This window comes from Stenotrophomonas sp. 93052_Sma (genome assembly GCF_056481145.1).
Map to the genome: position 1 here is coordinate 3318964 of NZ_CM151134.1, position 26767 is coordinate 3345730.

General features: G+C 67.0%; 17 protein-coding genes, 2 tRNA genes and 5 pseudogenes. 12 read left to right on the top strand and 12 right to left on the bottom strand.

Annotated elements, in window-relative coordinates:
- The first annotated feature begins 25 nt into the window (after nucleotides 1-25).
- Both metX and ACZK2V_RS15645 read left to right on the top strand, forming a co-directional pair.
- The gene (metX, locus tag ACZK2V_RS15640) at nucleotides 26-1138 is read left to right on the top strand and encodes a homoserine O-acetyltransferase MetX (protein WP_100473379.1); all 1113 of its coding nucleotides are present in this window, start codon (nucleotides 26-28) and stop codon (nucleotides 1136-1138) included.
- A complete protein-coding gene (locus ACZK2V_RS15645) occupies nucleotides 1139-1483 on the top strand; it encodes a DUF1294 domain-containing protein (RefSeq protein ID WP_014037842.1) in 345 nt (114 codons plus the stop codon).
- A gap of 98 nt (nucleotides 1484-1581) precedes the next feature.
- Here the strand turns inward: ACZK2V_RS15645 and cydC are convergent.
- Both cydC and cydD read right to left on the bottom strand, forming a co-directional pair.
- Nucleotides 1582-3253, bottom strand: a pseudogene (cydC, locus tag ACZK2V_RS15650) (thiol reductant ABC exporter subunit CydC).
- Entirely contained in the window at nucleotides 3250-4995 is a 1746-nt protein-coding gene (gene cydD / locus ACZK2V_RS15655; protein ID WP_201116847.1) for a thiol reductant ABC exporter subunit CydD, read from the bottom strand. Before cydD ends, cydC begins: the two are co-directional and overlap by 4 nt.
- Before the next feature lie 228 nt (nucleotides 4996-5223).
- Between cydD and ACZK2V_RS15660 the strand changes: the two genes are divergently transcribed.
- From ACZK2V_RS15660 to pgaD, 10 genes and pseudogenes are all read left to right on the top strand, one after another.
- Entirely contained in the window at nucleotides 5224-6813 is a 1590-nt protein-coding gene (locus ACZK2V_RS15660) for a cytochrome ubiquinol oxidase subunit I (RefSeq protein ID WP_071229725.1), read from the top strand.
- A gap of 15 nt (nucleotides 6814-6828) precedes the next feature.
- Nucleotides 6829-7980, top strand: coding sequence for a cytochrome d ubiquinol oxidase subunit II (cydB, locus tag ACZK2V_RS15665; protein WP_014037846.1), 1152 nt, complete (start codon nucleotides 6829-6831; stop codon nucleotides 7978-7980).
- A 58-nt stretch (nucleotides 7981-8038) separates the two neighbouring features.
- The gene (gene cydX / locus ACZK2V_RS15670; protein WP_005410354.1) at nucleotides 8039-8155 is read left to right on the top strand and encodes a cytochrome bd-I oxidase subunit CydX; all 117 of its coding nucleotides are present in this window, start codon (nucleotides 8039-8041) and stop codon (nucleotides 8153-8155) included.
- 55 nt (nucleotides 8156-8210) lie between these two features.
- Nucleotides 8211-8287: transfer RNA gene (locus ACZK2V_RS15675), tRNA-Pro, on the top strand.
- 141 nt (nucleotides 8288-8428) lie between these two features.
- A tRNA-Pro gene (locus ACZK2V_RS15680) sits at nucleotides 8429-8505 on the top strand.
- Between the two features lie 222 nt (nucleotides 8506-8727).
- The gene (locus ACZK2V_RS15685; protein WP_486322571.1) at nucleotides 8728-9933 is read left to right on the top strand and encodes a CynX/NimT family MFS transporter; all 1206 of its coding nucleotides are present in this window, start codon (nucleotides 8728-8730) and stop codon (nucleotides 9931-9933) included.
- Between the two features lie 343 nt (nucleotides 9934-10276).
- Nucleotides 10277-12302: pseudogene (gene pgaA, locus ACZK2V_RS15690) on the top strand (poly-beta-1,6 N-acetyl-D-glucosamine export porin PgaA).
- Nucleotide 12303: 1 nt separating this feature from the next.
- A complete protein-coding gene (pgaB, locus tag ACZK2V_RS15695; protein ID WP_486322572.1) occupies nucleotides 12304-14190 on the top strand; it encodes a poly-beta-1,6-N-acetyl-D-glucosamine N-deacetylase PgaB in 1887 nt (628 codons plus the stop codon).
- A 1-nt stretch (nucleotide 14191) separates the two neighbouring features.
- The gene (gene pgaC, locus ACZK2V_RS15700) at nucleotides 14192-15448 is read left to right on the top strand and encodes a poly-beta-1,6-N-acetyl-D-glucosamine synthase (protein WP_010486660.1); all 1257 of its coding nucleotides are present in this window, start codon (nucleotides 14192-14194) and stop codon (nucleotides 15446-15448) included.
- Nucleotides 15445-15915 (top strand): poly-beta-1,6-N-acetyl-D-glucosamine biosynthesis protein PgaD, encoded by a 471-nt coding sequence (gene pgaD, locus ACZK2V_RS15705; protein ID WP_032129407.1) that lies wholly within the window; start codon nucleotides 15445-15447, stop codon nucleotides 15913-15915. The genes pgaC and pgaD overlap by 4 nt, the downstream gene beginning before the upstream one ends.
- Nucleotides 15916-16023: 108 nt before the next feature.
- Here the strand turns inward: pgaD and ACZK2V_RS15710 are convergent.
- The 10 genes and pseudogenes from ACZK2V_RS15710 to ACZK2V_RS15755 form a co-directional block, all read right to left on the bottom strand.
- Nucleotides 16024-17293, bottom strand: a pseudogene (locus ACZK2V_RS15710) (glutamate-5-semialdehyde dehydrogenase).
- Nucleotides 17290-18445: pseudogene (proB, locus tag ACZK2V_RS15715) on the bottom strand (glutamate 5-kinase). Before proB ends, ACZK2V_RS15710 begins: the two co-directional pseudogenes overlap by 4 nt.
- Nucleotides 18446-18456: 11 nt before the next feature.
- Nucleotides 18457-18720, bottom strand: a complete 264-nt coding sequence (locus ACZK2V_RS15720) for a YciI family protein (protein WP_032129404.1) — start codon at nucleotides 18718-18720, stop codon at nucleotides 18457-18459.
- Nucleotides 18720-20011: pseudogene (gene argH, locus ACZK2V_RS15725) on the bottom strand (argininosuccinate lyase). Before argH ends, ACZK2V_RS15720 begins: the two are co-directional and overlap by 1 nt.
- 20 nt (nucleotides 20012-20031) lie before the next feature.
- Entirely contained in the window at nucleotides 20032-20985 is a 954-nt protein-coding gene (gene argC / locus ACZK2V_RS15730) for an N-acetyl-gamma-glutamyl-phosphate reductase (protein ID WP_049423945.1), read from the bottom strand.
- A complete protein-coding gene (locus ACZK2V_RS15735) occupies nucleotides 20982-21584 on the bottom strand; it encodes a GNAT family N-acetyltransferase (RefSeq protein ID WP_049401159.1) in 603 nt (200 codons plus the stop codon). The genes argC and ACZK2V_RS15735 overlap by 4 nt, the downstream gene beginning before the upstream one ends.
- Nucleotides 21585-21587: 3 nt before the next feature.
- Entirely contained in the window at nucleotides 21588-22916 is a 1329-nt protein-coding gene (locus ACZK2V_RS15740) for an acetylglutamate kinase (protein ID WP_486322573.1), read from the bottom strand.
- A 75-nt stretch (nucleotides 22917-22991) separates the two neighbouring features.
- Nucleotides 22992-24080: an acetylornithine deacetylase gene (locus tag ACZK2V_RS15745; protein ID WP_032129400.1), complete on the bottom strand. Its 1089-nt coding sequence runs from the start codon at nucleotides 24078-24080 to the stop codon at nucleotides 22992-22994.
- A gap of 151 nt (nucleotides 24081-24231) precedes the next feature.
- Nucleotides 24232-25425 (bottom strand): argininosuccinate synthase, encoded by a 1194-nt coding sequence (locus ACZK2V_RS15750; protein WP_486322574.1) that lies wholly within the window; start codon nucleotides 25423-25425, stop codon nucleotides 24232-24234.
- 68 nt (nucleotides 25426-25493) lie between these two features.
- The gene (locus tag ACZK2V_RS15755) at nucleotides 25494-26504 is read right to left on the bottom strand and encodes an N-acetylornithine carbamoyltransferase (RefSeq protein ID WP_486322575.1); all 1011 of its coding nucleotides are present in this window, start codon (nucleotides 26502-26504) and stop codon (nucleotides 25494-25496) included.
- Between the last annotated feature and the right edge of the window lie 263 nt (nucleotides 26505-26767).

Genomic DNA, 26767 nt, shown 5'->3' on the forward strand with positions numbered 1-26767 from the left:
CATGCGGCCCCGCTAGAATGACTGCATGACCGAATTCATCCCGCCCGGCACCCGCTTCCACGCCCTGCCCTCGCCATTCCCGTTCAAGCGCGGTGGCGCACTGCATGGCGCACGCGTGGCCTACGAAACCTGGGGAACACTGGCTGCCGACGCCAGCAACGCAATCCTGATCGTGACCGGGCTGTCGCCGGACGCGCATGCGGCGGCCAACGAGGCCAACCCGGCACCAGGCTGGTGGGAAGCGATGGTTGGCCCGGGCAAGCCGATCGATACCGGCCGCTGGTTCGTGGTCTGCGTGAACTCGCTGGGCAGCTGCAAGGGCTCGACCGGTCCGGCCTCGCTCAATCCTGCCAACGGCGAACCCTACCGCCTGGACTTTCCCGAGCTGTCGATCGAAGACGGCGCACGCGCCGCCATTGAAGTCGTGCGTGCACTGGGCATCGAACAGCTGGCCTGCGTGGTCGGCAATTCAATGGGCGGCATGACCGCGCTGGCGGTACTGATGCTGCACCCGGGCATCGCGCGCAGCCACGTCAACATTTCCGGCAGTGCGCAGGCACTGCCGTTCTCGATCGCGATCCGCTCGCTGCAGCGCGAGGCGATCCGCCTTGATCCGCGCTGGAATGGCGGTCGCTACGACGATGCCGAGTACCCCGAGTCCGGCATGCGCATGGCGCGCAAGCTGGGCGTGATCACCTACCGCTCGGCACTGGAATGGGATGGCCGCTTCGGCCGCGTGCGGCTGGATTCGGACCAGGCCGACGACGATCCGTTCGGCCTCGAATTCCAGGTGGAAAGCTACCTGGAAGGCCATGCACGGCGCTTCGTGCGCTTCTTCGATCCGAACTGCTACCTGTACCTGAGCCGATCGATGGACTGGTTCGATCTGGCCGAGTACGCCGACGGCGATGTGCTGGCCGGGCTGGCGAAGATCCAGGTGGAGAAGGCGCTGGCGATCGGTGCCAACACCGACATCCTGTTCCCGGTGCAGCAGCAGCAACAGGTCGCCGACGGCCTGCGTGCCGGCGGTGCCGATGCGCGCTTCATCGGCCTGGAATCGCCGCAGGGCCATGATGCCTTCCTCGTCGATTTCGAGCGTTTCGGCCCGGCCGTGCGCGGCTTCCTCGACGCGCTGTAAGTGGCGTGGCGGCGTAACCTCGCGCTGGCTGCATTCGGCGCGCTGGCCGCCTTGATGATCAGCGGTGTGCTGCCGCTGTGGCTGGGTGGCTGGTGCCTGCTGGCCAGCGCGGTGTCGTTCGGGCTGTATGGCCACGACAAGCGCGCGGCGCAGCGCAAGCAATGGCGGATTCCCGAGCGCACCCTGCAGCTGCTGGCCTTCGCCGGTGGTTGGCCGGGCGCGCTGCTGGGCCAGGCGCTGTTCCGCCACAAGCACCGCAAAGCCGAGTTCCAGTGGGTGTTCTGGCTGTGCGTGCTGGCCAACGTCGCCTCGATCGCGGTGATGCTGCGCGAGTTTTCGCGGTAACCCTCGCAATCGGTAGTACCGGCCGCTGGCCGGCAATTCCGTATCTGTATCAAGCGCCATGAGGTTGCCGGCCAGCGGCCGGCACTACCGGGATGTTTTCACGCTTCGCGCTCCAACACCCCATCACGCAACCGGTACTGCGCATCCACCACGCCGTCCGGCAGGTCGTCGTGGGTGATCATCAGCAGGCTGCGCCCGTCCAGCAACCCGGAAAGGTCCTGCAGCAACGCACGTGCGGTATCCACATCCAGGCCTTCGGTCGGTTCGTCCAGCAGCAGGATCGGCGCATTGCGCAGCAGCGCGCGCCAGCGCCAGGCGTCGTGCCTGGCCGGCCGACATCGTCGCGCCGTTCTCGCCCACCCAGGCCTGCAGGCCACCGTTGCGCTCGGCCCACTCGCCCAGGCGCACGCGACGCAGTATCGCCCACAACGCTGCGTCACTGGCATCGGGATCACCCAATCGCAGGTTCTCGGCCACGCTGCCGGCAAACACCGGCGCGTTCTGCGGCAGCCACGCCAGTTGCCGGTGCCAGTCGGCCTGGGCGAAATCACGCAGGTCGCGGCCACCGTAGGTCAGCCGTCCCTGCTGCGGATCCCATAGCCGCAGCAGCAGGCTCGACAGCGTGGTCTTGCCACTGCCGCTGTCGCCGCGAATCGCGATACGCTCGCCCGGCGCCAGGGTCAGCTGCAGGCCGGACAACACCGGCCGCGCCGCACCGGGCCACTGGAAGTGCACGTCATCCCAGTGCACGCGCGCGGCCTGCGGCACTGCCTGCGGCACCTGCGGGTCCTCCACCGTCGGCGGTTGCTCGACGATGGCCTGCAACCGATCGGCGGCAATGCGCCCGGACTGCAGCGACTGCCAGGCCAGGCCCATGCCGGCCCACAGCTCGATCAACGCCACGGTCAGGAACACCAGGCCCGCGGCCATCTCCGGCGCGATGCGCTGCTGTTCGGCCGCATGCAGGGCCAATGCCAGCATCGCCACCAGGCCCAGCCCGGCGACCAGGCCATGCAGGGTCGAGGCCGCGATCAGGCGCCAGCGCCGACGACGATCCCGCGAAGCCAGCTGCTTGGCGGCCACACGCACCTTCAGCTGCCAGGCCGCATCGGCATGCAGCGCAGCCAGATCACCGGCCCCTTCCAGCCCTTCGAATGCAGCGGTGCGCAACGCAGCGCGGTGCGCGGCACGATCGGCCTCTTCGTCGTCATGGCCACGCACGCCCAGCCAGGGCACACCGAAGGCGATCAGCAGCGCCAGCACCGCCAGCAGTACCGCTGCCGAGGGCAGGATCAGCGCTGCCGAAACGATCGCGACCAGCGACAATCCGCCCAACGCCACCAGCGGCCCGATCGCACGCACCAGCAGGCCGTCCACTTCACCGATGTCGCCGAGCAGGCGCGCCAGAAGGTCGCCGGTGCGCGTAGCCCCCAACCGTGCGGGTGCCAGCGGCAACGCGCGGCGGAAGAACCACACGCGCAGGTCGCGGGCGATGCGCAGCGTGGCGTCGTGGCCGACCAGCTTCTCGAAATAGCGCGACACGATGCGCGCCATCGTCAGCCCGCGTATACCCGCGGACGGTGAGAAGAAGTTGAAGCCTTGGCCGAGGCCGGCCGCGCCAGCCAACGCAGCGGCGGTCAGGAAGCCACCGGACAGGCCCAGCAGGGCGGTGCCGGCCAGCATCGTGATCCACAGCAGCAGCACGGTCAGCAGCAGGCGCGGGCGATGGCGCAGGAACACCGCGCGCAGCGAATCAGGCGAACGGCTCATGCGCGCACCGCCTGTGCCGGCTCGACCAGGCGGCCTTCCGGCAACAGCAGGCAACGGTCAGCCCACGCGATCACCGCAGGGCTGTGGGTGGCGACCACCACGCTGCGTCCACGTGCATAGGCGGCCAGGCTGCGCAGCAGCGCGGCTTCGGTATCGGCATCGAGGAACGCAGTGGGTTCGTCCAGCAGCAGCACCTGCGGGTCGCGCAGCAGCAGGCGGGCCAGGCCGATGCGGCGTGCTTCACCACCGGACAGGCCGAAGCCGCGCTCGCCGATCACGGTATCCAGCCCCTGCGGCAGGCGCTGTGCGAACTGCAGCACCTGCGAGGCCTCGGCCACTGCGCGCAACCGCGCATCGCTGGCACCGGGATCGGCCAGGCGCAGGTTGTCGGCGATGCTGCCGTGGAACAGGTACGGTCGCTGGCTGGCATAGGCCACCTGCACGCCGGGCCGCAGCTGCAGCTTGCCGGCACGCGGCGGCAACCAGCCGGCCAGCGCCTCCAGCAACGTGCTTTTGCCGGACCCGCTGGGACCGACCAGGGCCAGGCGCTGGCCCGGCTCCAGCAGCAGGTCCAGATCCTGCAGCACGTCCTGCGGCGCGCCCAACGGGCGCAGCACCAGCCCCTGCGCCTGCAGCGGCGGCAATGCGGCCTCGGCCGGCTCCGCCGCCAGCGGCGCGATCTCGTTCTCGATCAGGCCCTGCTCATCGGGCAGCGACTGCAGCAGGCGCTCCACCTCGGCGGCGGCAGCCAGTGCGTTGGCACGATCGTGGTAGTGCGCGGCCAGACGCCGCAGCGGCGCGTAGAACTCCGGCGCCAGGAGCAGGCAGAACAGCCCGGCGCCCAGCGTCGGCACTGCTGCATGCAGCGTCATCAGGCCCAGATAACTCAGGCCCAGGTACAGCGCAACCATCGCCACGCTCACCGAGGCGAAGAATTCCAGCACCGTGGACGACAGGAAGGCGATCCGCAGCACCCTCATCGTGCGCACGCGCACGCCTTCGGCGGCGGCCGCGATGCCGTCCAGTTCGGCCTCGCCCCGGCCATACAGGCGCAGCAGGCCCAGACCCTTGATGCGGTCGGCGAAGTGGCCGCTCATCCGCGCCAGCTCGCCCAGCTGCGCACGGCCGGCGGCTTCAGCGCCCCAGCCCACCAGCATCATGAAGAACGGCACCAGCGGTGCGGTGAACAGCAGGATCAGCGCCACCACCCAATCCACCCAGGCCACTGCGGCCAGGATCAGCAGCGGCACCACCACCACTTCGGTGCGCACCGGCAGGAAGCCGCTGTAATAGCTCTCGATCGCATCACCGTGATGAAGCATCAGTTCGCCCAGCTCGCCGGTGCGGCGCTGGCGCAGCCACAGCGGCCCATGCCCAAGCAGGCGCGCGAACACACGCTCGCGCAGCGCCAACCGCGCGGCATCGGCCACATCACCGGCAGCCGCCTGGGTGGCGCTGCCCAGCAGCGTGCGCAGCACCAGGATCACCGCCAGCCCAGCGAGCACCAGCAGGCCCGACGCCAGCGGTGCGCGTTCCACCAGCACCTGCTGCACCAGCCAGGCGATGGCAGCGGCCTGGCCGATCAGCAGCGCGCCGGACAGGCTGATGCACAGCGCCGCCAGCCGCTGGCGACCTCGAGCGGAGCGCGCAAGATCGGCCAGCCAGGCGGTGCGGGCACGCCGCTGGCGGGTCGTTTCGGCTTCCGGGGAAAGGCCGTCAGGGGTCGTTTCGGCAGCGCTCAAGGGGTCTTCACGGGTAACAGGGGAGACACGGCATTGTAGGCGCAGGCAATAGCCGGCCTCTGCGGCCAGCGGTCGCAGTCTTCATCAGGTTGGCATACGATCAACCGGGGCACCTGTTCATACATTGATCTGGATCAAGGCTGTTTGAAGTAGTCGGTCACATCATTCACGTCGTAGACCACCCTTCCCGCCACCTGCAACGGCACTATCCAACGAGGTAGCCAGGCCATGATTGATCAGACAGTCGTAGAACTGTCGCGGCTGCAATTCGCGCTGACCGCGATGTACCACTTCCTATTCGTACCGCTCACCCTCGGCCTGTCCTTCATGGTAGCCATCATGGAGAGCGTGTACGTGATGACCGGCAAGGAGATCTGGCGCAGGATGACCCTGTTCTGGGGCGTCCTGTTCGGCATCAACTTCGCCATGGGCGTCGCCACCGGCATCGTCATGGAATTCCAGTTCGGCATGAACTGGTCCTACTACAGCCACTACGTGGGTGACATCTTCGGTGCACCGCTGGCCATCGAAGGCCTGATGGCGTTCTTCCTGGAAGCCACCTTCGTCGGCCTGTTCTTCTTCGGTTGGAACCGCCTGACCAAGGTCAAGCACCTGATGGTGACCTGGCTGATGGCGCTGGGCACCAACCTGTCGGCCATCTGGATCCTGATCGCCAACGGCTGGATGCAGAACCCGACCGGCGCGGTGTTCAACCCGGAAACCATGCGCATGGAAGTCGTCGACTTCATGGCCGTGGTGTTCAACCCGGTGGCGCAGGCCAAGTTCGTGCACACCGTCAGCGCCGGTTACGTGACTGGTGCAGTGTTCGTGATGGCGATCAGCGCCCTGTTCCTGCTGCGCAACAAGCACAAGGACCTGGCCCGTCGTTCGTTCGCCGTGGCCGCAGCCTTCGGCCTGCTGTCGTCGCTGTCGGTGGTGGTGCTGGGTGACGAGAGCGGTTACGCCGCCAGCGAACACCAGAAGATGAAGCTGGCCGCGATCGAAGCGATGTGGGAGACCGAGCGTGCACCGGCCGACTTCACCGCCTTCGGCATCCCGAACCAGGAAACCCACCAGAACGACTACGCGGTGAAGATCCCGTACCTGATGGGCCTGATCGCCACCCGTTCGTTGAACCAGCCGATCCCGGGCATCCTGGAACTGGTCGAGCGCGCCGAACACCGCGTGCGCGGCGGCCAGCTGGCCTACGGTGCGCTGGAACGCCTGCGCGCGAACAAGAACGACGTTGAAGCGCGCGAGATGTTCGACCGCCATTGGCAGGACCTAGGCCATGGCCTGCTGCTCAAGCGCTACCGCGATGACATCCTCAACGCCACCCCGCAGGAAATCTCGCAGGCGGCGATGGACACCGTGCCGCGCGTGATGCCGCTGTTCTGGACCTTCCGCGTGATGGCCGGACTGGGCTTCTACCTGATCGCCTTCTTCGCGCTGGCCTTCTACTACTCCTGCCGCAACAACTTCCAGGACAAGCGCTGGTTCCTGCGCCTGGCCCTGTGGACGCTGCCGGCACCGTGGATCGCGATCGAATGTGGCTGGTTCGTAGCCGAATACGGTCGCCAGCCGTGGGCGGTCGACGGCGTGCTGCCGACCTTCTATGCAGCATCGGGCCTGGCCCTGCATGAAATCGTGCTGACCCTGGCCGGCTTCACCGCGATCTACACCGCGCTGATCGTGGTCGAGATCAAGCTGATGCTCAAGGCGATCCGCAAGGGTCCGGACGAGGTGCTGCCGTCGCTGCAGTCGCCCCAGCCGCATGCTTCCCACAATGCCTCGGCGCCGGCCGCCGGCCAGGCCTGAGGCAGGAGAACCAAGATGGATTTCATTCTTCTGGACTACACCACGCTGCGCGTGATCTGGTGGTTGCTGCTCGGCATCCTGCTGATCGGTTTCGCCGTGATGGATGGTTTCGACCTGGGCGTGGGCACCCTGCTGCCCTTCGTCGCCCGCAACGATGCCGAGCGCCGGCTGGTGATCAACACCATCGGCCCGGTCTGGGAAGGCAACCAGGTATGGCTGGTGCTCGGTGGCGGTGCGATCTTCGCCGCCTGGCCGCCGCTGTATGCGGTCAGCTTCTCCGGGTTCTACCTGGCGATGTTCGTGATCCTGTTCGCCCTGATCCTGCGTCCGGTCGGCTTCAAGTTCCGCAGCAAGATGCCCAGCGAGCGCTGGCGCAACACCTGGGACTGGGCGCTGTTCATCGGCGGCTTCATCCCGGCGCTGATCATGGGCGTGGCAGTGGGCAACGTGGTGTTGGGCGTGCCGTTCCACTTCGATGACAGCATGCGCATCTTCTACACCGGCTCGTTCTTCGGCCTGCTGATGCCCTTCGCACTGCTGGCCGGCCTGCTCAGCGTGTCGATGCTGGTCGCCCACGGTGCCGCCATGCTGGTGCTGAAGACCGATGGCCCGGTGGCCGAGCGTGCGGCCCGCTTCGGCAGCATCGCCGCGATCATCGCCTTCGTGCTGTTCGCCGTCGGTGGCGCCTGGGTGGCCTTCGGCCTGCCGGGTTACCAGATCACCTCGCAGGTGGTCACCGATGGCGCCACCAATCCGCTACTGAAGACCGCCGAACTCGGCGCCGCCGGTGGCTGGATGCGCAACTACAGCACGATGCCGGCCACGATCCTGGCCCCGCTGCTCGGCCTGGCCGGCCTGCTGGCCAGTGCGGTGCTGCTGCGTGCCCGTCGCGGCGGCCTGGCCTTCATCGCCTCCGGTGCGGCCATCGCCGGCATCATCCTGACCGTCGGCTTCGCCATCTTCCCGTTCCTGCTACCGTCCTCGAGCCAGCCCACCTCCAGCCTGACCGTGTGGGATGCCTCGTCCAGCCACCTGACCCTGTGGATCATGCTGCTGGCCACGGCGGTGTTCCTGCCGATCATCATCGGTTACACCACCTGGGTGTACCGCGTGCTGAAGGGCAAGACCACCACCGAAGAGATGGGCAACAACCCGAACGCGTATTGATCGCTTGCATGTGTGCCGACCAACGGTCGGCACCTACCCGGAATGAAGGAGACTGATCATGTGGTATTTCGCCTGGATTCTCGGCGCCGGCCTCGCCTCGACGGTGGCCATCCTCAATGGCATGTGGTTCGAAGCCCGCGAGCAGAACCGCATCGAGAAAGAAAATCGTCGCTGAGCTGTAAAAAAACCTTGCCGCCTTGGCCTTCACACGGTATCTTAGGCGGCTCCTTCGGGGTGTAGCTCAGTCTGGTAGAGCGCTACGTTCGGGACGTAGAGGTCGCAGGTTCGAATCCTGTCTCCCCGACCACTCAAGTGGTCGCATTGAAGCCTGGTGAAGTCGTCCAGGCTTTTTTTGTTCCCTGAAGTGGCACTGCTTCGGCAGTGTGAAGAAAACAGCATTCACCCCTTGCCGCCATCGGGGTGAATCGCTAGAATAGGCGGCTCCCTTCGGGGTGTAGCTCAGTCTGGTAGAGCGCTACGTTCGGGACGTAGAGGTCGCAGGTTCGAATCCTGTCTCCCCGACCACTTCGGTGGTCACCAAGAAGCCTGGAAGACATCACTGTCCTCCGGGTTTTTTTGTATCAAGCGCCAGGCCGCCCGCGTGACGGGACCTTGCCGCGCAGCGCACGTACAATGGCCGCGCTGCCGGCCCTCCTGCAGCCCCCACCCCCACCTGCCGCTTCGGCGTAGACCGATGCCGGCGCTGCATGCCGTTGCTGCGGCGTGCGACACCTGCAAGGACCACCGATGAGTTCCTCCCCTTCCGATTCGCCGTCGCTGCTGCACGGCCGTGTCCTCGCGTTTGCCGCGATCCTGCTGGCAGCGGTCAACCTGCGCACTGCGGTCACCTCGATCACCCCGCTGCTGGACGTGCTCGGCCAGCAGTTCGGCTTCGGCACCACCATGACCGGCGTGCTGGGCATGCTGCCGACCGCCTCGTTCGCGCTGTTCGGCGTGGCCACGCCGGCATTGGCGCGGCGCCTGGGCCTGGAACGCACCACGCTGCTGGCGATGGTGATGGCGATGGCCGGCCTGCTGCTGCGTTCCAGCGCCGGCAACGTCGGCACGCTGCTGCTCGGTTCGGTGGTTGCACTGGCCGGCATGGGCATCGGCAACGTGGTGGTGCCGCCGCTGGTGAAGCGCTATTTCGCCAACAAGGTTGGCACCATGAGCACGCTGTACATCAGCGTGCTGCAGCTGGGCACGATGCTGCCGGCGCTGCTGGCAGTGCCGGTGGCGAATGCTGCGGGCTGGCGCGTGTCGCTGGGCATGTGGGCGCTGCTGGCGCTGGCCGCCGCCCTGCCGTGGCTGCTGCTGGCCAGGCGCGCACCGAAGCCGCAGGCCGACGCCACCGATCCCACCGCACAGCCGCACGGCAAGGTCTGGCGCACGTCGCTGGGCTGGAGCATGACGCTTATGTTCGGCATGACCTCGCTGATGACCTATTCGATGTTCACCTGGCTGCCGCGCATCGTGGTCGAGGCCGGTGGCACGCCCGCGTTCGGCGGCGTGATGGTCGCCGTGTTCTCGGCACTGGGCCTGCTGCCGTCGCTGGTCATTCCGTCGATGGCGGTGCGCCTGCAGAACCCGTTCCCGCTGGTGCTGATCGGTTTCTTCTCGTTCGTGATCGCCTTCACCGGCCTGCTTGTGGCCCCGATGAAGGCGCCGCTGCTGTGGGCCTGCCTGCTCGGCGTCGGTCCGTCCACCTTCCCGCTGGCGCTGACCCTGATCAACCTGCGCACCCGCACCCCCACCGGCTCGGCCGCGCTGTCCGGGTTCATGCAGGGCGTGGGCTACAGCTTCAGCTGCCTGGGGCCGTTCCTGGTCGGCTGGCTGCACACCGTCAGCGACGGCTGGACGATCCCATTCAGCTTCCTGTTCGGCTGCGCCACCCTGATGCCGTGCGCCTCCTGGGTGGCCTGCAAGCCGCGCAAGCTGGAAGACCTCTGGTAAGCCACGTGGGGCCTCGCAACCGGCCCCACCTACCGCTCGTCAGCCCGTCTGCGCATTTTGACGCCGGGCTGACAATTCCGGGCGGATAGTGCCCACGAATGCCCATCCTTGCCGCGTGCCGGCATCGGGCATGGGGGCGGCAGCGCCGCCCAGGCCACCACTCGGTGTGCGGGGGACTCTCGTTTCAGACAAGACATTGCAGGTCGCTGTCCTGGTTTCGCCCATCCCTGCTGGATGGGAGTTCGCGAGGGGAGTGACGCAGGCCACGGCCATCCCAAAATCTGGCATGTGATGTGCGTCACATTTTTCAGGTTGTCTGGTTCGGAAGCCAAGGGGGTCCCCAATGGTTGTCCACCGCCGGCTGGCGCTCTGCGTCGGCCTTGCCTGTACCGCCCTGGCCTGGGCCAGCAGCGCTGCCCCGCCTGACCGCGAGGCGGCCCTGGCCGAGATCGGCCGCTACCGCGACCAGGCCCGTTGGCTGGATGCGCTCGGCGCGATCGAGCGCGCCAGCCAGCAGCAGCCCAACGACGACCTGCTGTTCAAGCTGCGCGTCCTGACTCTGGGCGACATCGGCAATGCCTGGCGCGCCTGGGAGCTGTACCAGCAGCGCCCGCAACTGTTCGACGCTGCTCAGAAGCAACGCATCGAAGGCGACTACCTGGCCAAGCTGGTGGTCTGGAGCCTGGCCTACAGCAGCAGCGAAGACAGCCGGCTGGAAGAAGCCGAATCGACCCTGGCGCGCATGCAGCGCTATCTGGGCAGCGAAGGCACCCCACCTGTGCAGGCGCCATTGCGCATCCGCATGGACCGGCTGATCCTGCTCAACCGGTTGGGCCGCCATGCGCAGGCGCGAGAGGAAGCCCGCGCACTGCAGGCTGAAGGCCATGCCCTGCCCGACTATGTTCTGCCTGCGGTCGGCGATTCGCTGATGGGCACGCTGCATCCGGAAGAAGCCATTCCGGTGCTGCAGGCGGCCGTCGCAGGCGATCCGACGCGCGACGCCTCGCATTCGGAACTGGCTTACGCCTACCTGGAAAGCGAGCAGCAGGAAAAGGCCGTCGACCTGCTGCAGGCGTGGCGCGACAAGGAACCTGCCTGGCGCTGGAGCAACGGCAAGTCGCCGTATCCAAACTGGTCGCGCTACGAAGCCGACCTCAACCTGGCGATGGTGCGCGCCTACAGCGGTGACCTGCCCACCGCGCAGCGCGATCTGGAATCGATGGTCGACATCGCACCGGGCAACGGCGGCCTGCAGAGCGCGCTGGGCAGCGTGTACATGATGCGCGGCTGGCCACGCAGGGCGCTGCAACGGCAACAGATGGCGCATGCGCTGGACCCGCGCGACATCGAGCCACGGCTGGGCATGCAGGAAGCCTACGTCGCCCTGCAACGCGATGACCTGGCGCGACCGCTGCACGACGATCTGGTCGCGCGCTACCCCACCCAGCCCGCCGTCGAACGCATGGACCAGGCCTGGCGCGCACCGCGGTTGGCAGCTGAAGGCATGGACCGACATCGGCCGCAGCTCCGGCGGTGGCGGCACTTCGCCACTGGGCAACAACGACCGCCGCTATGGCATGGAAGTCCAGACACCCGTACTCGACGATCGCTGGCGGCTGTTCGCCTTCGCCGACCGGCGCTCGGTCGATTTCCAAGACCAGCGCATCGACCCGCTGTGGCTGGGCGCGGGCGTACGCTACCGATTCGGCCGTCTGGATGCGGAAGCTGCAGTGCTGCGCGCCAACGACCACATCGGTGATACCGGCCTGCGCGTCGGCGCGGGCTGGCAGTTCAACGACTACTGGCATGCCGGACTGACCGCCGCACGCAATGATCCGGATGCATCAATGCAGGCGCGCGTGGCCGGCATCACTGCCGACAGCGTCAGCGCGCAGGTCGACTACCGGCGCAGCGAACGCACGCACTGGATGTTCGGCGCCAGCCGCTTCCGCTACGACGATGGCAACCATCGCGAACTGTTCAGCACCAGCGTCGAGCAGCGGCTGCTGACACGCCCACGGTGGCTGATCGATGGCCTGGGCAGTGCCTACACCAGTCGCGGCAGCCGCGATGATGCTCCCTACTTCAACCCGAAGCGTGATCGCATGGTCGAGATCGGCCTGCGCATCGACCAGCAGTTGTGGCGCCACTACGAACGCCACTTCCGCCACCGGCTGACCGTCTCGCTGGGCGATTACTGGCAGGACGGCTTCGGCAGTGCACTGGTGCCGTCGGTGTCATACATGCATGAGTGGCAGCTGGGCCAGGGCCGCGTGTTCGAGTATGGCGTGCGCTGGTCGCGGCCGGTCTACGACGGCCATCGCGAACGCCATATCGGCTTCGAAGCCGCACTGCGCTGGGGAGACTGACATGACCCGCATCCTGCGCCTGATCGTGCTCCTGCTGCTGTCGGCTGCGCCGCCGGCCTTCGCGCAGCAGGCCCTGCATCTCGATGCGATCGACAATGGCCTGCTGATCCTCAGCTACCACGACATCCGCGACCAGGTCGCAGCCAAGGGGGATGCCGATACCTATGCGGTGAGCACGCAGAACTTCGCCGCCCATCTGGACTGGCTGGGGGCACACGGTTACCACCCGGTGTCGCTGTCGCAGGTGATCGACGCCTCCCGGGGACGCGCCACGCTGCCACCGAAACCGGTACTGCTGACCTTCGATGACGGCCTGCGCAGCGTCTACGACAAGGCCTTCCCGTTGCTGCAGGCTTACCGCTATCCGGCGCTGGTGGCGGTGATCACCGACTATGTGGACATGGCACCTGGCCGCACCATCGACTATGGCTACCGGCCGTTCCGCCGCGACGACTTCATCACCTGGGCACAGCTGAAGCAGATGCACGACAGCGGCCTGATCGAAGTGGCCAGCCATACCGACGACCTGCACCACGGGGTGCTCGCCAACCCACAGGGGAACTCCACCCCGGCTGTCGTGACCCGCGTTTACAACCCCGCCACGCGCAGCTATGAGAGCGAGGCGCAGTACGCGCAACGCCTGCGCGCCGATCTCTCGCGCAGCGTGCAGCGCATCGAGCAGCATCTGGGCGTGCGCCCGCGCGCCATCGTCTGGCCATACGCGGCCTACAACCAGTTGAGCAACGACATCGCCGAGCAGCTGGGCATGCCGGTGTCCTTCGATCTGGAGGGCCGCAGCACGCCGGTGGCCAGCGACCTGCATGGCCTGGCACGCTTCCTGGTCAGCGACAACCCGACCGTGGAAGGGCTGGCCTACGAGCTGCGCCGCGACGTCGCGCTCGATGGCATCCGTGCCCTGCAGATCGACCTGGATGATGTCTACGACCCGGAGCCCGCACAGCAGGCGCGCAATCTGGATGCACTGATCGAGCGGGTCAAGCGCATCGCACCGACGCACGTCTACCTGCAGGCGTTCGCCGACCCGGACGGCAACAACACCGCCGATGCACTGTACTTCCCCAACCGCCACATGCCGATGCGCGCGGACCTGTTCAGTCGCGTTGCCTGGCAGCTGAAATCGCGTGCGGGGGTGAAGGTCTACGCATGGCTGCCGGTACTCGGCTTCGAGCTGCCCGACCCGGTGCAGCGCAAGGCGCTGGCGATCCGCAACGGCGATGCCGATGGCATGTACCGGCTGGACTTCACCAATCCCCAGGCGCGCCAGGTCATGCTCGACCTCTACGAGGATCTGGCGGTCAACTCCTACTTCGAGGGCCTGCTGTTCCATGACGATGGGTACCTGCGCGATACCGAGCTGCCCACGCTGGCGGCCGGCGATGGGGGCAGCGCACGCACGCAGGCGTTGATCGACTTCACCCTGGCGCTGCGCAACAGCGCGCAGCGCTGGCGGCCGAAGCTGGCCACGGTGCGCAACCTGTACGCGGAGCCGGTGCTGCGCCCGCAGAGCGAAGCCTGGTTCGCGCAGCGCCTGGACCTGTTCAACAAGGCCTACGACCAGACCGCACTGATGGCGATGCCGTGGATGGAAGGCAGCAGGCATCCGGAGCGCTGGCTCGACCAGCTGCTGGCCGCGGTGCGTGCACATGACCCACAGCTGCAGCACACCCTGTTCGAACTGCAGACCGTCGATTGGCGCAGCGGGCAACCGATTCCCGCCGAGCGACTGCGCGCGCAGATCCGCCAGTTGCAGGCGCAGGGCGTGCACCACTTCGCCTGGTACCCGGACGACTTCATCGCCGACCAGCCCTCCACCCGCGATGCCCGCGCGGCAATGTCCGCCGGCAACTTCCCGTACCCGGAGAAGTGACATGGACATGCATCCGTTGCTGCAGGTCCTGTTCCAGTTCGCCTTCTACTACCCGATGGTGATGGCATTCTTCTGGATGTCGGGCGGCCTGTATTACTACTTCCGGCGCGAACGCCATTCGCGCCCACGCAACGACCCGCCGCTGATGGTCGATCCACCGTTCGCGAGCCTGCTGATTCCCTGCCACAACGAGTCGGCAAACCTCGACGACACACTCGGCGCGGCGCTGGCCCAGCGCTACCCGGCCGACTATGAGGTGATCGCCATCGACGACGGCAGCAGCGACGACACGGGTGCGCGGCTGGACGCCCTGGCGGCAAAGCACCCACGGCTGCGCGTGCTGCACCTGGACCGCAACCTCGGCAAGGCCAATGCGCTGCGCATGGGGGCGCTCGCCGCACGCTCGGAATACCTGGTGTGCATCGACGGCGACGCGATGCTGGAAGAACACGCGCTGCACTGGATGATCTGGCACCTGGTCAGCGGCAACCGGGTCGGCGCGGTCACCGGCAACCCGCGCATCCGCAACCGCTCCACCCTGCTCGGACGCCTGCAGGTGGCCGAGTTCTCCTCGATCATCGGCATGATCAAGCGCGCGCAGCGGGTGTACGGGCGCATCTTCACCATCTCCGGCGTGATCGCCGGCTTCCGCCGCACCGCCCTGCACCAGGTCGGCTGGTGGTCCGATGACATGGTGACCGAAGACATCGACATCAGCTGGCGCCTGCAGCGCGCGCACTGGGACATCCGCTACGAACCCAACGCACTATGCTTCATCCTGATGCCGGAAACCCTGAAGGGGCTGTGGCGGCAGCGGCTGCGCTGGGCCCAGGGCGGCGTGGAGGTGATGCTGCGCCACGCCCGCTCGCTGCTGCACTGGAAGGAGCGGCGCATGTGGGGCGTACTGCTGGAGTACGTGCTCAGCGTGATCTGGGCTTACACCATGTTGTTCATCGTGGTGCTGTGGGCGCTGGGCAAGTTCATCGAACTGCCCCCGCAACTGCATATCGCCAGCCTGCTGCCGGAGTGGCATGGCGTGATCCTGGCCCTGGTCTGCCTGCTGCAGTTCGCCAGCAGCCTGATCATCGACCGTCGTTACGAAACACAGATTGGACGCAACTACTTCTGGGTCATCTGGTACCCGATGGCGTACTGGTTGATCAGCCTTTCCACCACCCTGGTGGCGTTGCCGAAAACCCTGCTGCGCCGTCGCAGCAAGCGCGCCACCTGGACCAGTCCCGATCGGGGGATCCGATGAACGCACAACGCCCGTCCAACCGCTTCGACTCGCGGATGATCCGCAAGCCGCATCGCCAACCACGCTTCCAACGCACCGCCTGGGGCTTCGTCACCCTCGCGTTCTGGGGGTTCTACTTCTACCTGTGGGCCCCACTGGTCACCCTGGTGTCGTGGCTGGTCGGCGGCCAGCTGGCCTGGCAGCAGCTGTACGAACGGCAAAGCCAGTTCGACCCCTATGTGCTGGTGGCGTTGCCGCTGATGCTGCTGTGCGCCAGCGTACTGCTGATCGGCTGGGCCGAGTACAACCGCGCGCGCTTCCGCGGCCACGACCGGCGCCTGCCGCGGCCGCTGGCCAGCCTCAACGAAGTGGCCGCCGACCTGGGGGCCAGCACCGGGCTGGCCGAGCGCCTGCTGGGCTGCAAGGCCGCCACGCTGCACATGGACGATCACGCGCGGCCGATCGGCATCCGCCGCGAGGTGGTGTAGCCCTGCTGCACGGTAGATGCCGACCTCAGTCGGCGCTTGGGCCTGGTGGGTGCCGACCTTGGTCGGCACCGGGGTCTACCGCGAAGAGCATCCACGCATGGCGTGGATCTATTTGCGGGTCTGCCCTTCACCGCGCACGACAAATCGTTCGACGGTGAGTGCCTCCAGCCCCATCGGGCCGTACGCGTGCAGGCGCGTGGTGGAGATGCCGATCTCGCTGCCCAGGCCCAGCTGGCCGCCGTCGGAGAAACGCGAGGACGCATTGACCATCACCACCGCCGAGCGCAGCGCAGTGACGAAGCGCTCGGCGTTGCCCGCGTCTTCGGTGGCGATCACTTCGGTATGGTCGGAGGTGTAGGCACGGATGTGCGCAATGGCAGCGTCGAGATCGTCAACCACGCGTACCGCCAGCACCAGATCAAGGAACTCGGCGGCATAGTCGTCTTCAGTGGCCAACATGCTGCCCGGCAGCAGCGGCTGCGCCTGCGCATCGGCGCGCAGCTGCACGCCGCGCTCGCCGAGCGCCTGCGCCACGCGGGGCAGGAACGCTTCGGCCACCTCGCGGTGCACCAGCAGCGTTTCCAGCGAGTTGCAGGCTGCAGGGCGGCTGCACTTGCCATCCACCAGCAGGTCAATGGCCTTGCCGAGGTCGGCGCTGGCATCCACGAACAGATGGCACACGCCCTTGTAATGCTTGATCACCGGCACCCGCGCATGCTCGGCGACGAAGCGGATCAGGCCTTCGCCGCCACGCGGAATGGCCAGGTCGATCAGCTCATGCAACTGCAGCAGTCCCAGCATCGCTTCGCGGCGCAGGTCGGTCAGCACGGTCACCGCAGCCGGCGGTACGCCGTTGGCCTTCAATGCGCCGGACAGCGCCTGGGCGATGGCGGTGTTGGAGTGGATCGCCTCGGAACCGCCGCGCAGGATCACGCCATTGCCGGCCTTCAGGCACAGCGCGGCCGCTTCGGCGGTCACGTTCGGGCGGGCTTCGTAGATCATCGCGATCACGCCCAGCGGCACGCGCACCTTCTGCACCCGGATGCCGTTTGGACGCACATCGTCGCGGGTGATCTGGCCGACCGGATCGGGCAGCGCGGCGACCTCACGCACGGCTTCGGCCATCGCGAACAGGCGTGCCGGGTCCAGCGCCAAGCGGTCGAGCATGGCACTGCCAACGCCCTTGTCGCGCGGCGGCGAGGTCACGCGCATTGCCGGCCAGGATCAGCCCGGCATTCACTTCCAGTGCCTGCGCCATCGCCAGCAGCAGCGTGCGGCGCGCCGCACTGTCGAGGCCGGCAACGATCTGGGCCGCGTCACGGCAGGCACGCGCCTGCGCTTCGATTTCGCTCATCGGGGTGTCCTTCAAACCGGTCATGGCAGCACCAGATCGTCGCGATGGACGACACTGCCACCGTAGTTGTAGCCCAGCACGGCCTCGATGTCGCGCGAATGGCGACCGGCGATCCGGCGCACATCATCGGCGGCGTACTGGCTGACACCGCGGGCGATGCAGACACGGCCCTGTGGTGCATTCCAGCACACCTGCACCATATCGCCACGCCGGAACGTGCCCTCCGCACCGGTGATGCCACCGGGCAGCAACGAGGCGCCCTTCTCGCGCATGGCCTGTGCCGCACCGGCATCGATCACGATCGCGCCTTCGGTCAGCGGTGCATGCCGCAGCCAGTGCTTGCGGGCCGCCTCGCGGCTGCGCGGCGTGGATGCGGGTGCCGAACAGGCGGTCCTGCGCCAGTGCACGCACCACGTCGCTGCTGCGGCCGTTGAAAAGGTAGGTCTCGATGCCGAGACGACCCGCCTTGGCCGCCGCCTCAAGCTTGGTCCGCATGCCGCCGGTACCGGCGCGCGACCCTGCGCCGCCGGCCATCGCCAGCACCTCGTCACTCAGTTCCGGCACGTCGTGCAGTGGCCGCGCATCGGCCACGGTGCGCGGGTCCGCGCTGTACAGGCCGTCGATGTCGGTGGCAATGAACAGTGCATCGGCATCGACCAGCGCGGCCACGGTGGCAGCCAGGTTGTCGTTGTCGCCGAGCTTGAGTTCGTCCACCGACACGGTGTCGTTCTCGTTGACCACCGGCAACGCGCCCAGCCGCAGCAACTCATTGAGCGTGGCGCGTGCGTTGAGGTAGCGGCGGCGGTTGCGCAGGTCGTCGTGGGTCAGCAGCACCTGCGCCACGGGGCGCTCGAAGAAGCGCTGCCAGAGCCCGATCAGCTGCGCCTGACCGAGCGCAGCCAGCGCCTGCCGCGCTGCCATCGCTGCGCCCGGCTCATCGGCCCGCGGCAGGATCGCGCGCCCGGCAGCGACCGCGCCGGAAGACACGATCACCACCTCACGCCCGGCCAGTACATTGGCCGACACGAACTGTGCCAGGCCCAGCGCGTGGCGAGGTGACAGGCCGCCGCCATCGGCAGCCAGCAGGCTGCTGCCGACCTTCAGCACCGCACGCCGCCACGGCGGCAGCGCTTGTTCGGGGAACGGCGAGGCGACGTGGGCAGCGTGCTGGATCATCGGTCAGGCTCTCAGCGGGTGTTCCATTCGTGCACGGTCAGCGCGGAGGCCTGCATCGTCACCAGCGGATCGGTGGCGACGATGGCCTGCGCCTGCGCCAGGCTGTCCACGTTGCACAGCACATAGGCGCCACCGCTGCCATCGGCAAAACCGCCGGTCAGCTGCAGCTTGCCCTGTGCCTGCAACGCATCGAGAAAGTCACGGTGCGGCTGCACGGCGGCGGCGTTGAAATCGGGCCGGCGCATGGCCAGCACCAGGTAGACGGTGCCGGCCATCAGGACAGCGCCTGCCAGCGCGTGCAGTTCGTCCAGGCGCAGGTCGGCGGCCGAACCCGGCGATACGCGTGCGGCCAGGCTGCCTTCCGGAGTACGCCCCTGCCCTGCGCTGTCGGCACCGGCGGCAGCAGCCTTGTAGGCCTCGCGGAACGGCACGCCGGCCACCGCCGCTTCCACCGCCACGTCGGTGGCGTACATGCCCGAGTCGATTGCCGCGCGAACCTTGTCGTCGCGCCATTCCAGGTTGGCCAGCAGCGCCGGCAGCAGTTCCAGCGCCGACAGGCCGCGACCGAAGCCGTGGAAGATGGCGCCCTTGGACGACTGCAGGTCGCGGTGATAGCCCGACGGCAGCGACAGCAGCTGCTCGATCTCGGTACGCGCGGCGGCGACGCTGGCGTGGGTCGCGCGCATCAGCTCGATCACGTCCGGATTGCGCTTGTTGGGCATGATCGAACTGCCGGTGGTGTACTGCGCCGGCAGCGCGACGAAGCCGAACTCGGCGCTGGTGAACAGCGACAGGTCCCAGGCAATGCGGCGCAGGTCCAGCGTGGCGCCGCCCAGCGCTTCCAGCGCGGCCAGTTCGAACTTGCCGCGCGACAGCTGCGCGTAGATCGGCGAGACCTGCATGCGGGCGAAACCGAGCGCGGCCGTGGTGTGCTCACGGTCCAGCGGCAGGTTCACACCGTAGCCGGCAGCCGTGCCAAGCGGATTGGCGTCGACCAGCGCATGGGTGTCGCGCGCGGATGGCGTTGTCGATGAAGGCCTCGGCCCAGCCGGCCCACCACATGCCGGCCGAGGACACCACGGCACGCTGGATGTGGGTGTAGCCGGGGATCGGCAGATCCTTCTCGGCCTGCGCACGGTCCAGCGCGACCTTGGCAACCTCGGCGCTGAGCTGGGCCACACGCTGCAGCTTCTCCTTCAGCCAGAGGCGGGTGGCGACCAGGATCTGGTCATTGCGGCTGCGGCCGGTGTGGATCTTGCGGCCGGCATCGCCGAGGCGTTCGGTCAAGCGCGCTTCGATCGCCGAATGACCATCTTCGTACTGCGTGTCCAGCACGAAGCGGCCTTCGCGGAAGTCCTGCGCCAGCACGTCGAGCTCGCGCAGCAGGCCGGCCAGCTCATCGGCGCTGAGGATGCCGATGTGCTGCAGGCCCTGTGCATGCGCGGCGCTGGCGGCGATGTCGTGCAGGAAGAATTCGCGATCGAGGATCACGTCATCGCCGGCGAGGAAGGTCTGGATCTGGGCGTCGACGGCGACGCCGGGCTTCTGCCAAAGAAGGTCTGCCATGGGGGCTCCGGAATACGTGTTCAGTGCGGGATCGACGTCAGTTCGTCGATGCCCAGCGCGAGGTTGAGGTTCTGCATGGCTTGGGTGGCCGCGCCCTTCAGCAGGTTGTCCAGGGTCGCCACCACCACCACCCGCTTGCCGCCCGGGGCCAGTGTGAAGCCACCGACCTGCGCACCGTGGCGGCCGGCGATGCGGCTGACCCACGGCGCTTCATCCAAAACCTCGATCAGCGGTTCGCCCGCATAGGCCTGCTGGAAGCGCTCGACGATCTGTTCGCGGGTCTGCACGCGGTTCAGCCACAGGTTGGCGGTGAGCGTGATGCCACGGAAATGCGGCGCGACATGCGGCATGAATTCAACCGCCACGCCCAGCTGGACCGACACTTCACGCTCGTGCACGTGGTTGGTCAGCGCATACGGCATCAGGTTGTCGGCGAGCAGTTCGACGTTGTTCTTGTCCGACGGCGTGGTGCCGGCACCGGAATAGCCGGACACACCGAAGCACTGCGGCGGGCCGGCCAGCAGGTCCAGCAGCGGATGCACCGCCAGCTGCATCGCCGTGGCATAGCAGCCCGGGTTGCTGATGTGCTTCTGGCCGTTGTAGCGGCCTCGGGTCAGCTCCGGCAGGCCGTAGTACCAGCTGTTGTCGAAGCGGTAGTCGGCCGACAGGTCGACGATGACGGTGTCCGGCTTCGCCGCTTCCAGTGCGGCCACGAACGGTGCGGCCAGGCCGTTGGGCAGGGCCAGGATCACCGCGTCCACGCCCTTGGCGGCCACCGCGTCGGCGTCCAGATTCTCGTACTGCAGCTCGCCCTGGAACTCCGGATGGTGGTCGGACAGGCGCTGCCCGGCGCGCTCGCGCGAAGAGACGAAGGCCAGCTTCAGCCGCGGATGTGCGGCCACCAGCTTGATCAGCTCGGCACCGGTATGGCCACGGGCGCCGACGATGCCCAGGGTGAAAGTCGAATCGTTCATGCGTGGCTGTCCAGGCGGTACTGCAGGTGGCGCTTCACGCCCTGCCATTCCGTATCGATGATGGAGAAGATGACGGTGTCGCGCGGCGTGCCGTCGGCGTGCCGCTTGTGGTTGCGCAGCACGCCGTCCTGCTTGGCGCCCAGGCGGGCGATGGCGGTGCGCGAGGTGAAGTTGAACCAGCTGGTTTCCAGCACCAGGCTGATGCAGCCCATGGTTTCGAAGGCGTGCTGCAGCAGCAACAGCTTGGTTTCGGTGTTGACGCCGGTACGCTGCACGCGCGGTGCATACCAGGTGTAACCCAGGCTGAGCTTGGGCACGCCAGCATCCAGGTCGTAGAAGCGGGTGGTACCCACGATGTCACCCGCCGCATCGAGGATCACGAACGGCAGCACCTTGCCTTCTGCCTGTGCCTGCAGCGCGGCCTGCACATAGTGCTCGACCCGCTCCGGCGAAGGCACCTGGGTGTACCAGAGCTGGTCCAGGCCGCTGCCCTCCACGGCGGCGCGCAGGCCAGGCACATGCTCGGGCTGCAGCGGCTGCAGTGTCACGTGCTGGCCGCGCAGGGTGGGAATCGTAGTCCAGTGATCGGAATGGTCCATCATTCAGCCCTGCAGGCTCGGTGCGCGCTGGGCGCAGTGGTCGACATAGGTGCTGATCCGGTCGATGCCATCGGCGCCGTACCAGAACACCTTCCAATGGCCCTGCTTGTAGCAGCCGTCGGATTCAGCGTAGTAGAAGTGGTTGATCGGGTTGCCGTGGCGGGAGCGCCAGAACAGCTGCGGGGTTTCCTCCAGCATCACGTTCCACACTGCGCGGCCCAGGCCTTCGCCCTGTGCATCGTCGAGCACGGCGAACTTGTCCAGGTACACGCCTTCGGCCTCGTCGGTGAGGATCACCGCGGTGCGGTAGTTCTCGCTGACATAGGCGCGCAGCAGCCTGGTCTTTTCGAAGTAGTCCGGCACCAGGGTGCGGCCGAAGCTGGATTCGATCAGGCCCTTCAGGCGCGGCAGGTCCAGCTCGTTCCAGGCAGTGGCGCGCAGCACCTTTTCGCCCTTGCGCACCAGCGTGCCCGAGCCCTTGTGGGTGAACAGTTCCTTGGCCAGGTCGGCCGGTCGGGTGATCGACACCGACGATTCCAGCGGCAGGCGGTCGAGCAGGTCCTTGATCTGTTCGATCTTCACCTTCATGCCACCGTGGATCCACGGCTGCGCGATCAGGTGGTCGTACTCGGTGGACAGGTTGATCGAATCGATCACGCTGCCCTGCTCGTCCAGCAGGCCGCCGGTGCCGGTCAGGAAAATGATCTTGTACGGCTGCAGCTCCTGCACCAGCTCGTTGGCGGCGAAGTCGGCGTTGACGTTGAGGATCTGGCCACCCGCGGTTTCGCCCAGGCTGGTGATGACCGGGATAGAACCGGCGCGCAGGCTGGCCTCGATCGGCGCCAGGTTGACCCGCTTCACTTCACCTACCAGGCCGTAGGTGTCCACGTCCAGGTACTCCGCCTCGAACACGCCACCGGTGATCGAGGTGGCACGCGCGCCGTTCTGCTGCAGGGCTTCGACCAGGCGCAGGTTGGACTGCTGGAACACCCGGCGCACGATCGCCAGTGCCTCCGGCGAGGTCACGCGCAGACCGTTGACGGTCTGCTTTTCGATGCCGGCGGCCGACAGTTCGGCATCCAGCTGCGGGCCGGCGCCGTGCAGCACGATCGGGGTCAGGCCGACTTCCTGCAGGAACGACAGCGAAGAGGTCAGCGCGTCGAGATCGTCGCGCAGCACCGCGCCGCCGACCTTGACCACGGCAAAGCGCTTGGCGTCCAGCTGCGAGAAGCGCTTGAGGTACTGGCTGATCTCCTTCGCGCTGGCCATGCTGGAAAGCAGGCGCACGATGGTCTGGCGGGTCTGGCGGTGGGGCTGGAGGGCAGGAGACATTTCGGTTTCGTCACAGGCGGCGGTCGCCGCGTTGCAGTTCCACCCGGCCAGGGCCGGGCGGCGTTGTGGGGTCGATCAGGCGCCGGCGGCGATGATGCGGTGCACGGCGTCGGTGTAGCGCTGCAGCTGCTCCAGCGTCACGAACTCATCGGCGGTGTGGGCCTGGGCGATGTCACCCGGGCCGAACACCAGCGTGGTGTAGCCGCCGGCCGAGAACAGCGAGGCTTCGGTCCAGAAGTCCACCGCGTTGCCGATCGGCAGTTCCAGCGCATCGGCCACGTCGCGTGCCAGCAGGCGGCGGTTCTCGGCCTCGGCGATGTCACCGGCCGGCAGGCTGGGGCCACGGAAGGTTTCGGTGAACAGTGCCGCTTCCGGTTCGGCAAAACCGGCGAAGGTCGCCAACAGGCCATCGATGTCCATCGACGGCAGCGGACGGAACCCGAACCGCACTTCGGCGGCCGGCGCGATCATGTTGGCCTTGATGCCACCTTCCACGCGACCGATGTTGAAGCGCAGGCCGGTCAGCCCGCCGAAGCGCGCCGAGGCCAGCGATTCCACATGGTCCAATGCGCGGTTGCCCCAACGCATGGCCTGATGCAGCGCACTGGCGGCCGCATCCTGCTTGCCCGAAGCGTGCCCGGCGCGGCCGGCGAACTGCATCAGCACCGAACTGATGCCACGGTGCGCCAGCACCGCTTCGCTCATGGTCGGCTCCGCCACCAGCACCGCTTCATACGGCAGGCCACGGGCCAGGAACGCGGCGATGCAGCGCGGATCGTTGGCTTCTTCGTCGCTGGAGAACAGGAACGCGGCATCGCCATCACTGGCGTTGGCCGCGGCCACCAGTGCAGCGGCGGCGCCCTTGATGTCACACACGCCCAAGCCGACCACACGGTCGTCCAGACGCCGCATCACGTGCGGGTCGGCACTCCAGTGCGGCGAATCCGGCACGGTATCCAGATGCACGTTGAACAGGTACTTCGGCGTACCACGCACGGCGTACAGGCTGACCGCACCGGCGCCATGGTCGATCACCTCGACGTTGAAGCCGGGCAGGTTCGCGCGCAGGTAATCGAAGATGCCACCGGTGGTGATCGCACGCGGCGGGTTGCGGGTGTCGAAGGACACCAGGGCCTGCAGGTGATCGAGCGTCTGTTCAAGCATGTGTCTGAATATCCGTAGGGTTCGAAATCGGTAGTGCCGGCCGCTGGCCGGCTCCGCAATGATCCAGCCGTGCCACGAGCCGGCCAGCGGCCGGCACTACCCTCCATCGACGTTGCGAGGCGCCGGCCAGCGGCCGGCACCCCGTCACAGGTCAACCACGATTGACCTGCGCATAGACAGTGGAGCTCATGCCGAACAGCTTGATGAAGCCCTCGGCCTCCTCCACGCCCCAGTCGGCCGACTGCGCGTAGGTGGCGCCCTTGGTGTTGAGCAGGTGCGGCGACTTCACCGCCACTGCATCGACGCGGCCGCCGCGGGTTTCCAGCACCACTTCGCCGTTGACCTTGGCCTGCGAGGACTTCAGGAAGGCCTCGATGTCGGTCTTCAGCGGGTCGTGGTAGAAGCCTTCGTAGACCAGCTCCACCCACTTGCGCGCCACGTCCGGCTTGAAGCGGTTCTGCTGCTTGGTCAGCACGGCATCTTCCAGCGCGCGGTGCGCGGCCAGCAGCGACACCAGGCCCGGGGCCTCGAACACGATGCGACCCTTCAGGCCGATCACGGTGTCGCCGGTGTAGACACCGCGGCCAACGCCGTACGGGGCGAACAGCTTGTTGAGCTGGGCCAGGATCTGGTCGCCCGGCAACGCCTTGCCGTTCAGTTCGACGGCTTCGCCCTCGACGAACTTCAGGGTCACGTTCAGCGCCTGCTCCGGCCACTCGCTGCGCGGTGCGCACCAGCCACGGGCGCCCTCGCCCGGCGCTTCCCAACGGTCGATCTCGCCGCCGGACATGGTCAGGCCCAGCAGGTTCTCGTTGATGGTGTAGGCCTGCTGCTTGGCGCGCACGCCGAAGCCGCGCTCTTCCAGGTACTTCTGCTCGTAGGCGCGGGTCTGGGTGTGTTCCTTCTGGATCTCGCGGATCGGCGCGATGATCTGGTAGTCACCCAGGGCCTTCACCGCCAGGTCGAAGCGGACCTGATCGTTGCCCATGCCGGTGCAGCCGTGGGCGATGATGTTGGTGCCCAGTTCGGCGGCACGCTTCAGCGCGGCATCGACGATCAGGTAGCGGTCCGAGACCAGCAGCGGGTACTGGCCCTGGTAGCCCTCACCGGCCCACACGAACGGCTTGACGAAGCCTTCCCAGATGGCCGGGCCACCGTTGACGGTGACGTGGCTGGTCACGCCCAGCTCGGCGGCGCGCTTCTCGATGAAATCGCGCTCTTCATCATCCACGCCGCCGGTATCGGCGAACACGGTGTGCACGTTGTAGCCACGCTCCTGCAGGTACGGCACGCAGAAGCTGGTATCCAGGCCGCCGGAGAAGGCGAGAACGACGTCTTTGCTCATGGGGGTAATGTCCAATCAGGTGGGGTAGCGCCGGGCCATGCCCGGCGGATTGTTTCAATGCTTGGGAATCAGCGCCCGGCAACCGCCGCCATGATCGCCTTCTGCACGTGCAGGCGGTTCTCGGCTTCGTTGATGGCGATGCACTGCGGCGAATCCATCACGCCGTCGGTGGCCTTCACGTTGCGGCGCAGCGGCAGGCAGTGGCTGAACACACCGTTGTTGGTCAGCGCCATCTTCCGCTCGTCCACGATGAAGTGCTTGAACTGGTCGCGGATCGGCTTTTCCGGTTCCCAGTTGCCGAAGAACGGCAGCGCGCCCCAGCTCTTGGCGTAGACCACGTCGGCACCGGCGTAGGCGCTGTCGATGTCATGGCTGATCTTCAGCGAGCCGCCGCTCTCGGCCACGTTCTGCTCGGCCCAGCCCATGTAGCGGTCGTCGAGGATGTAGTCGGCGGTCGGGCACAGCAGGGTCACGTCCATGCCCATGCGGGTGGCGATGGTCAGCGCCGAATTGGCGACTGCGGTGTTCAGCGGCTTGGGGTGGTAGGTCCAGGTCAGCACGTACTTCTTGCCGCGCAGGTCCTGGGTGCCGAAGTGCTCCTGCAGGGCCATGATGTGGGCCAGCTCCTGGCACGGGTGGGTGATGGTCTCCATGTTGATGACCGGCACCGGCGAGTACTTGGCGAAGCTGTTGAGGACGATGTCCTGGCGATCGTAGGCCCAGTCGATGAACTTGGGGAACGCACGCACGGCGATGATGTCGCAGTAACGGCCCAGCACCTTGGCCACTTCAGCGATGTGCTCTTCGGTATCGCCGTCCATCACCGTGCCGAGGTTGAACTCGATCGGCCACGCATCCTTGCCCGGCTGCAGCACCACCGCGTGGGCGCCGAGCTGGAACGCGCCCAGTTCGAAGCTGGTGCGGGTGCGCATGGACGGGTTGAAGAACACCAGCGCGATCGACTTGCCCTTGAGCTGGTCGCCGAGCTTGTTGCGCTTGAACAGCGCGGCCTGGGTCAACAGCGCATCGAGATCGCTGCGGCTCCAGTCCTGGGTGTTCAGGAAGTGCTTGGGGGACATCATCTTTCCTTGCGTGGCGGCGCCGGCTTCGACGCGGTGGAAGGGAAAACAGGAACCAAAGGTGGAACGAAAAGGTTGCAGTTGCAGCTTTCAGAACGCGAAAACGAAAAAACCCAGCCGGCGGGCTGGGTTTTTTTCGGACGAACAGCAAAAAGCTCCGGTTACCCAGCGAGGATGTGGGGTTCCGGTCGACGCGCACGCGAGGTCATGCCCGACGCCTGTCGGGCTGCGCTGCTGTCGTGCTGGAAGTCGGTGAGCTTCAT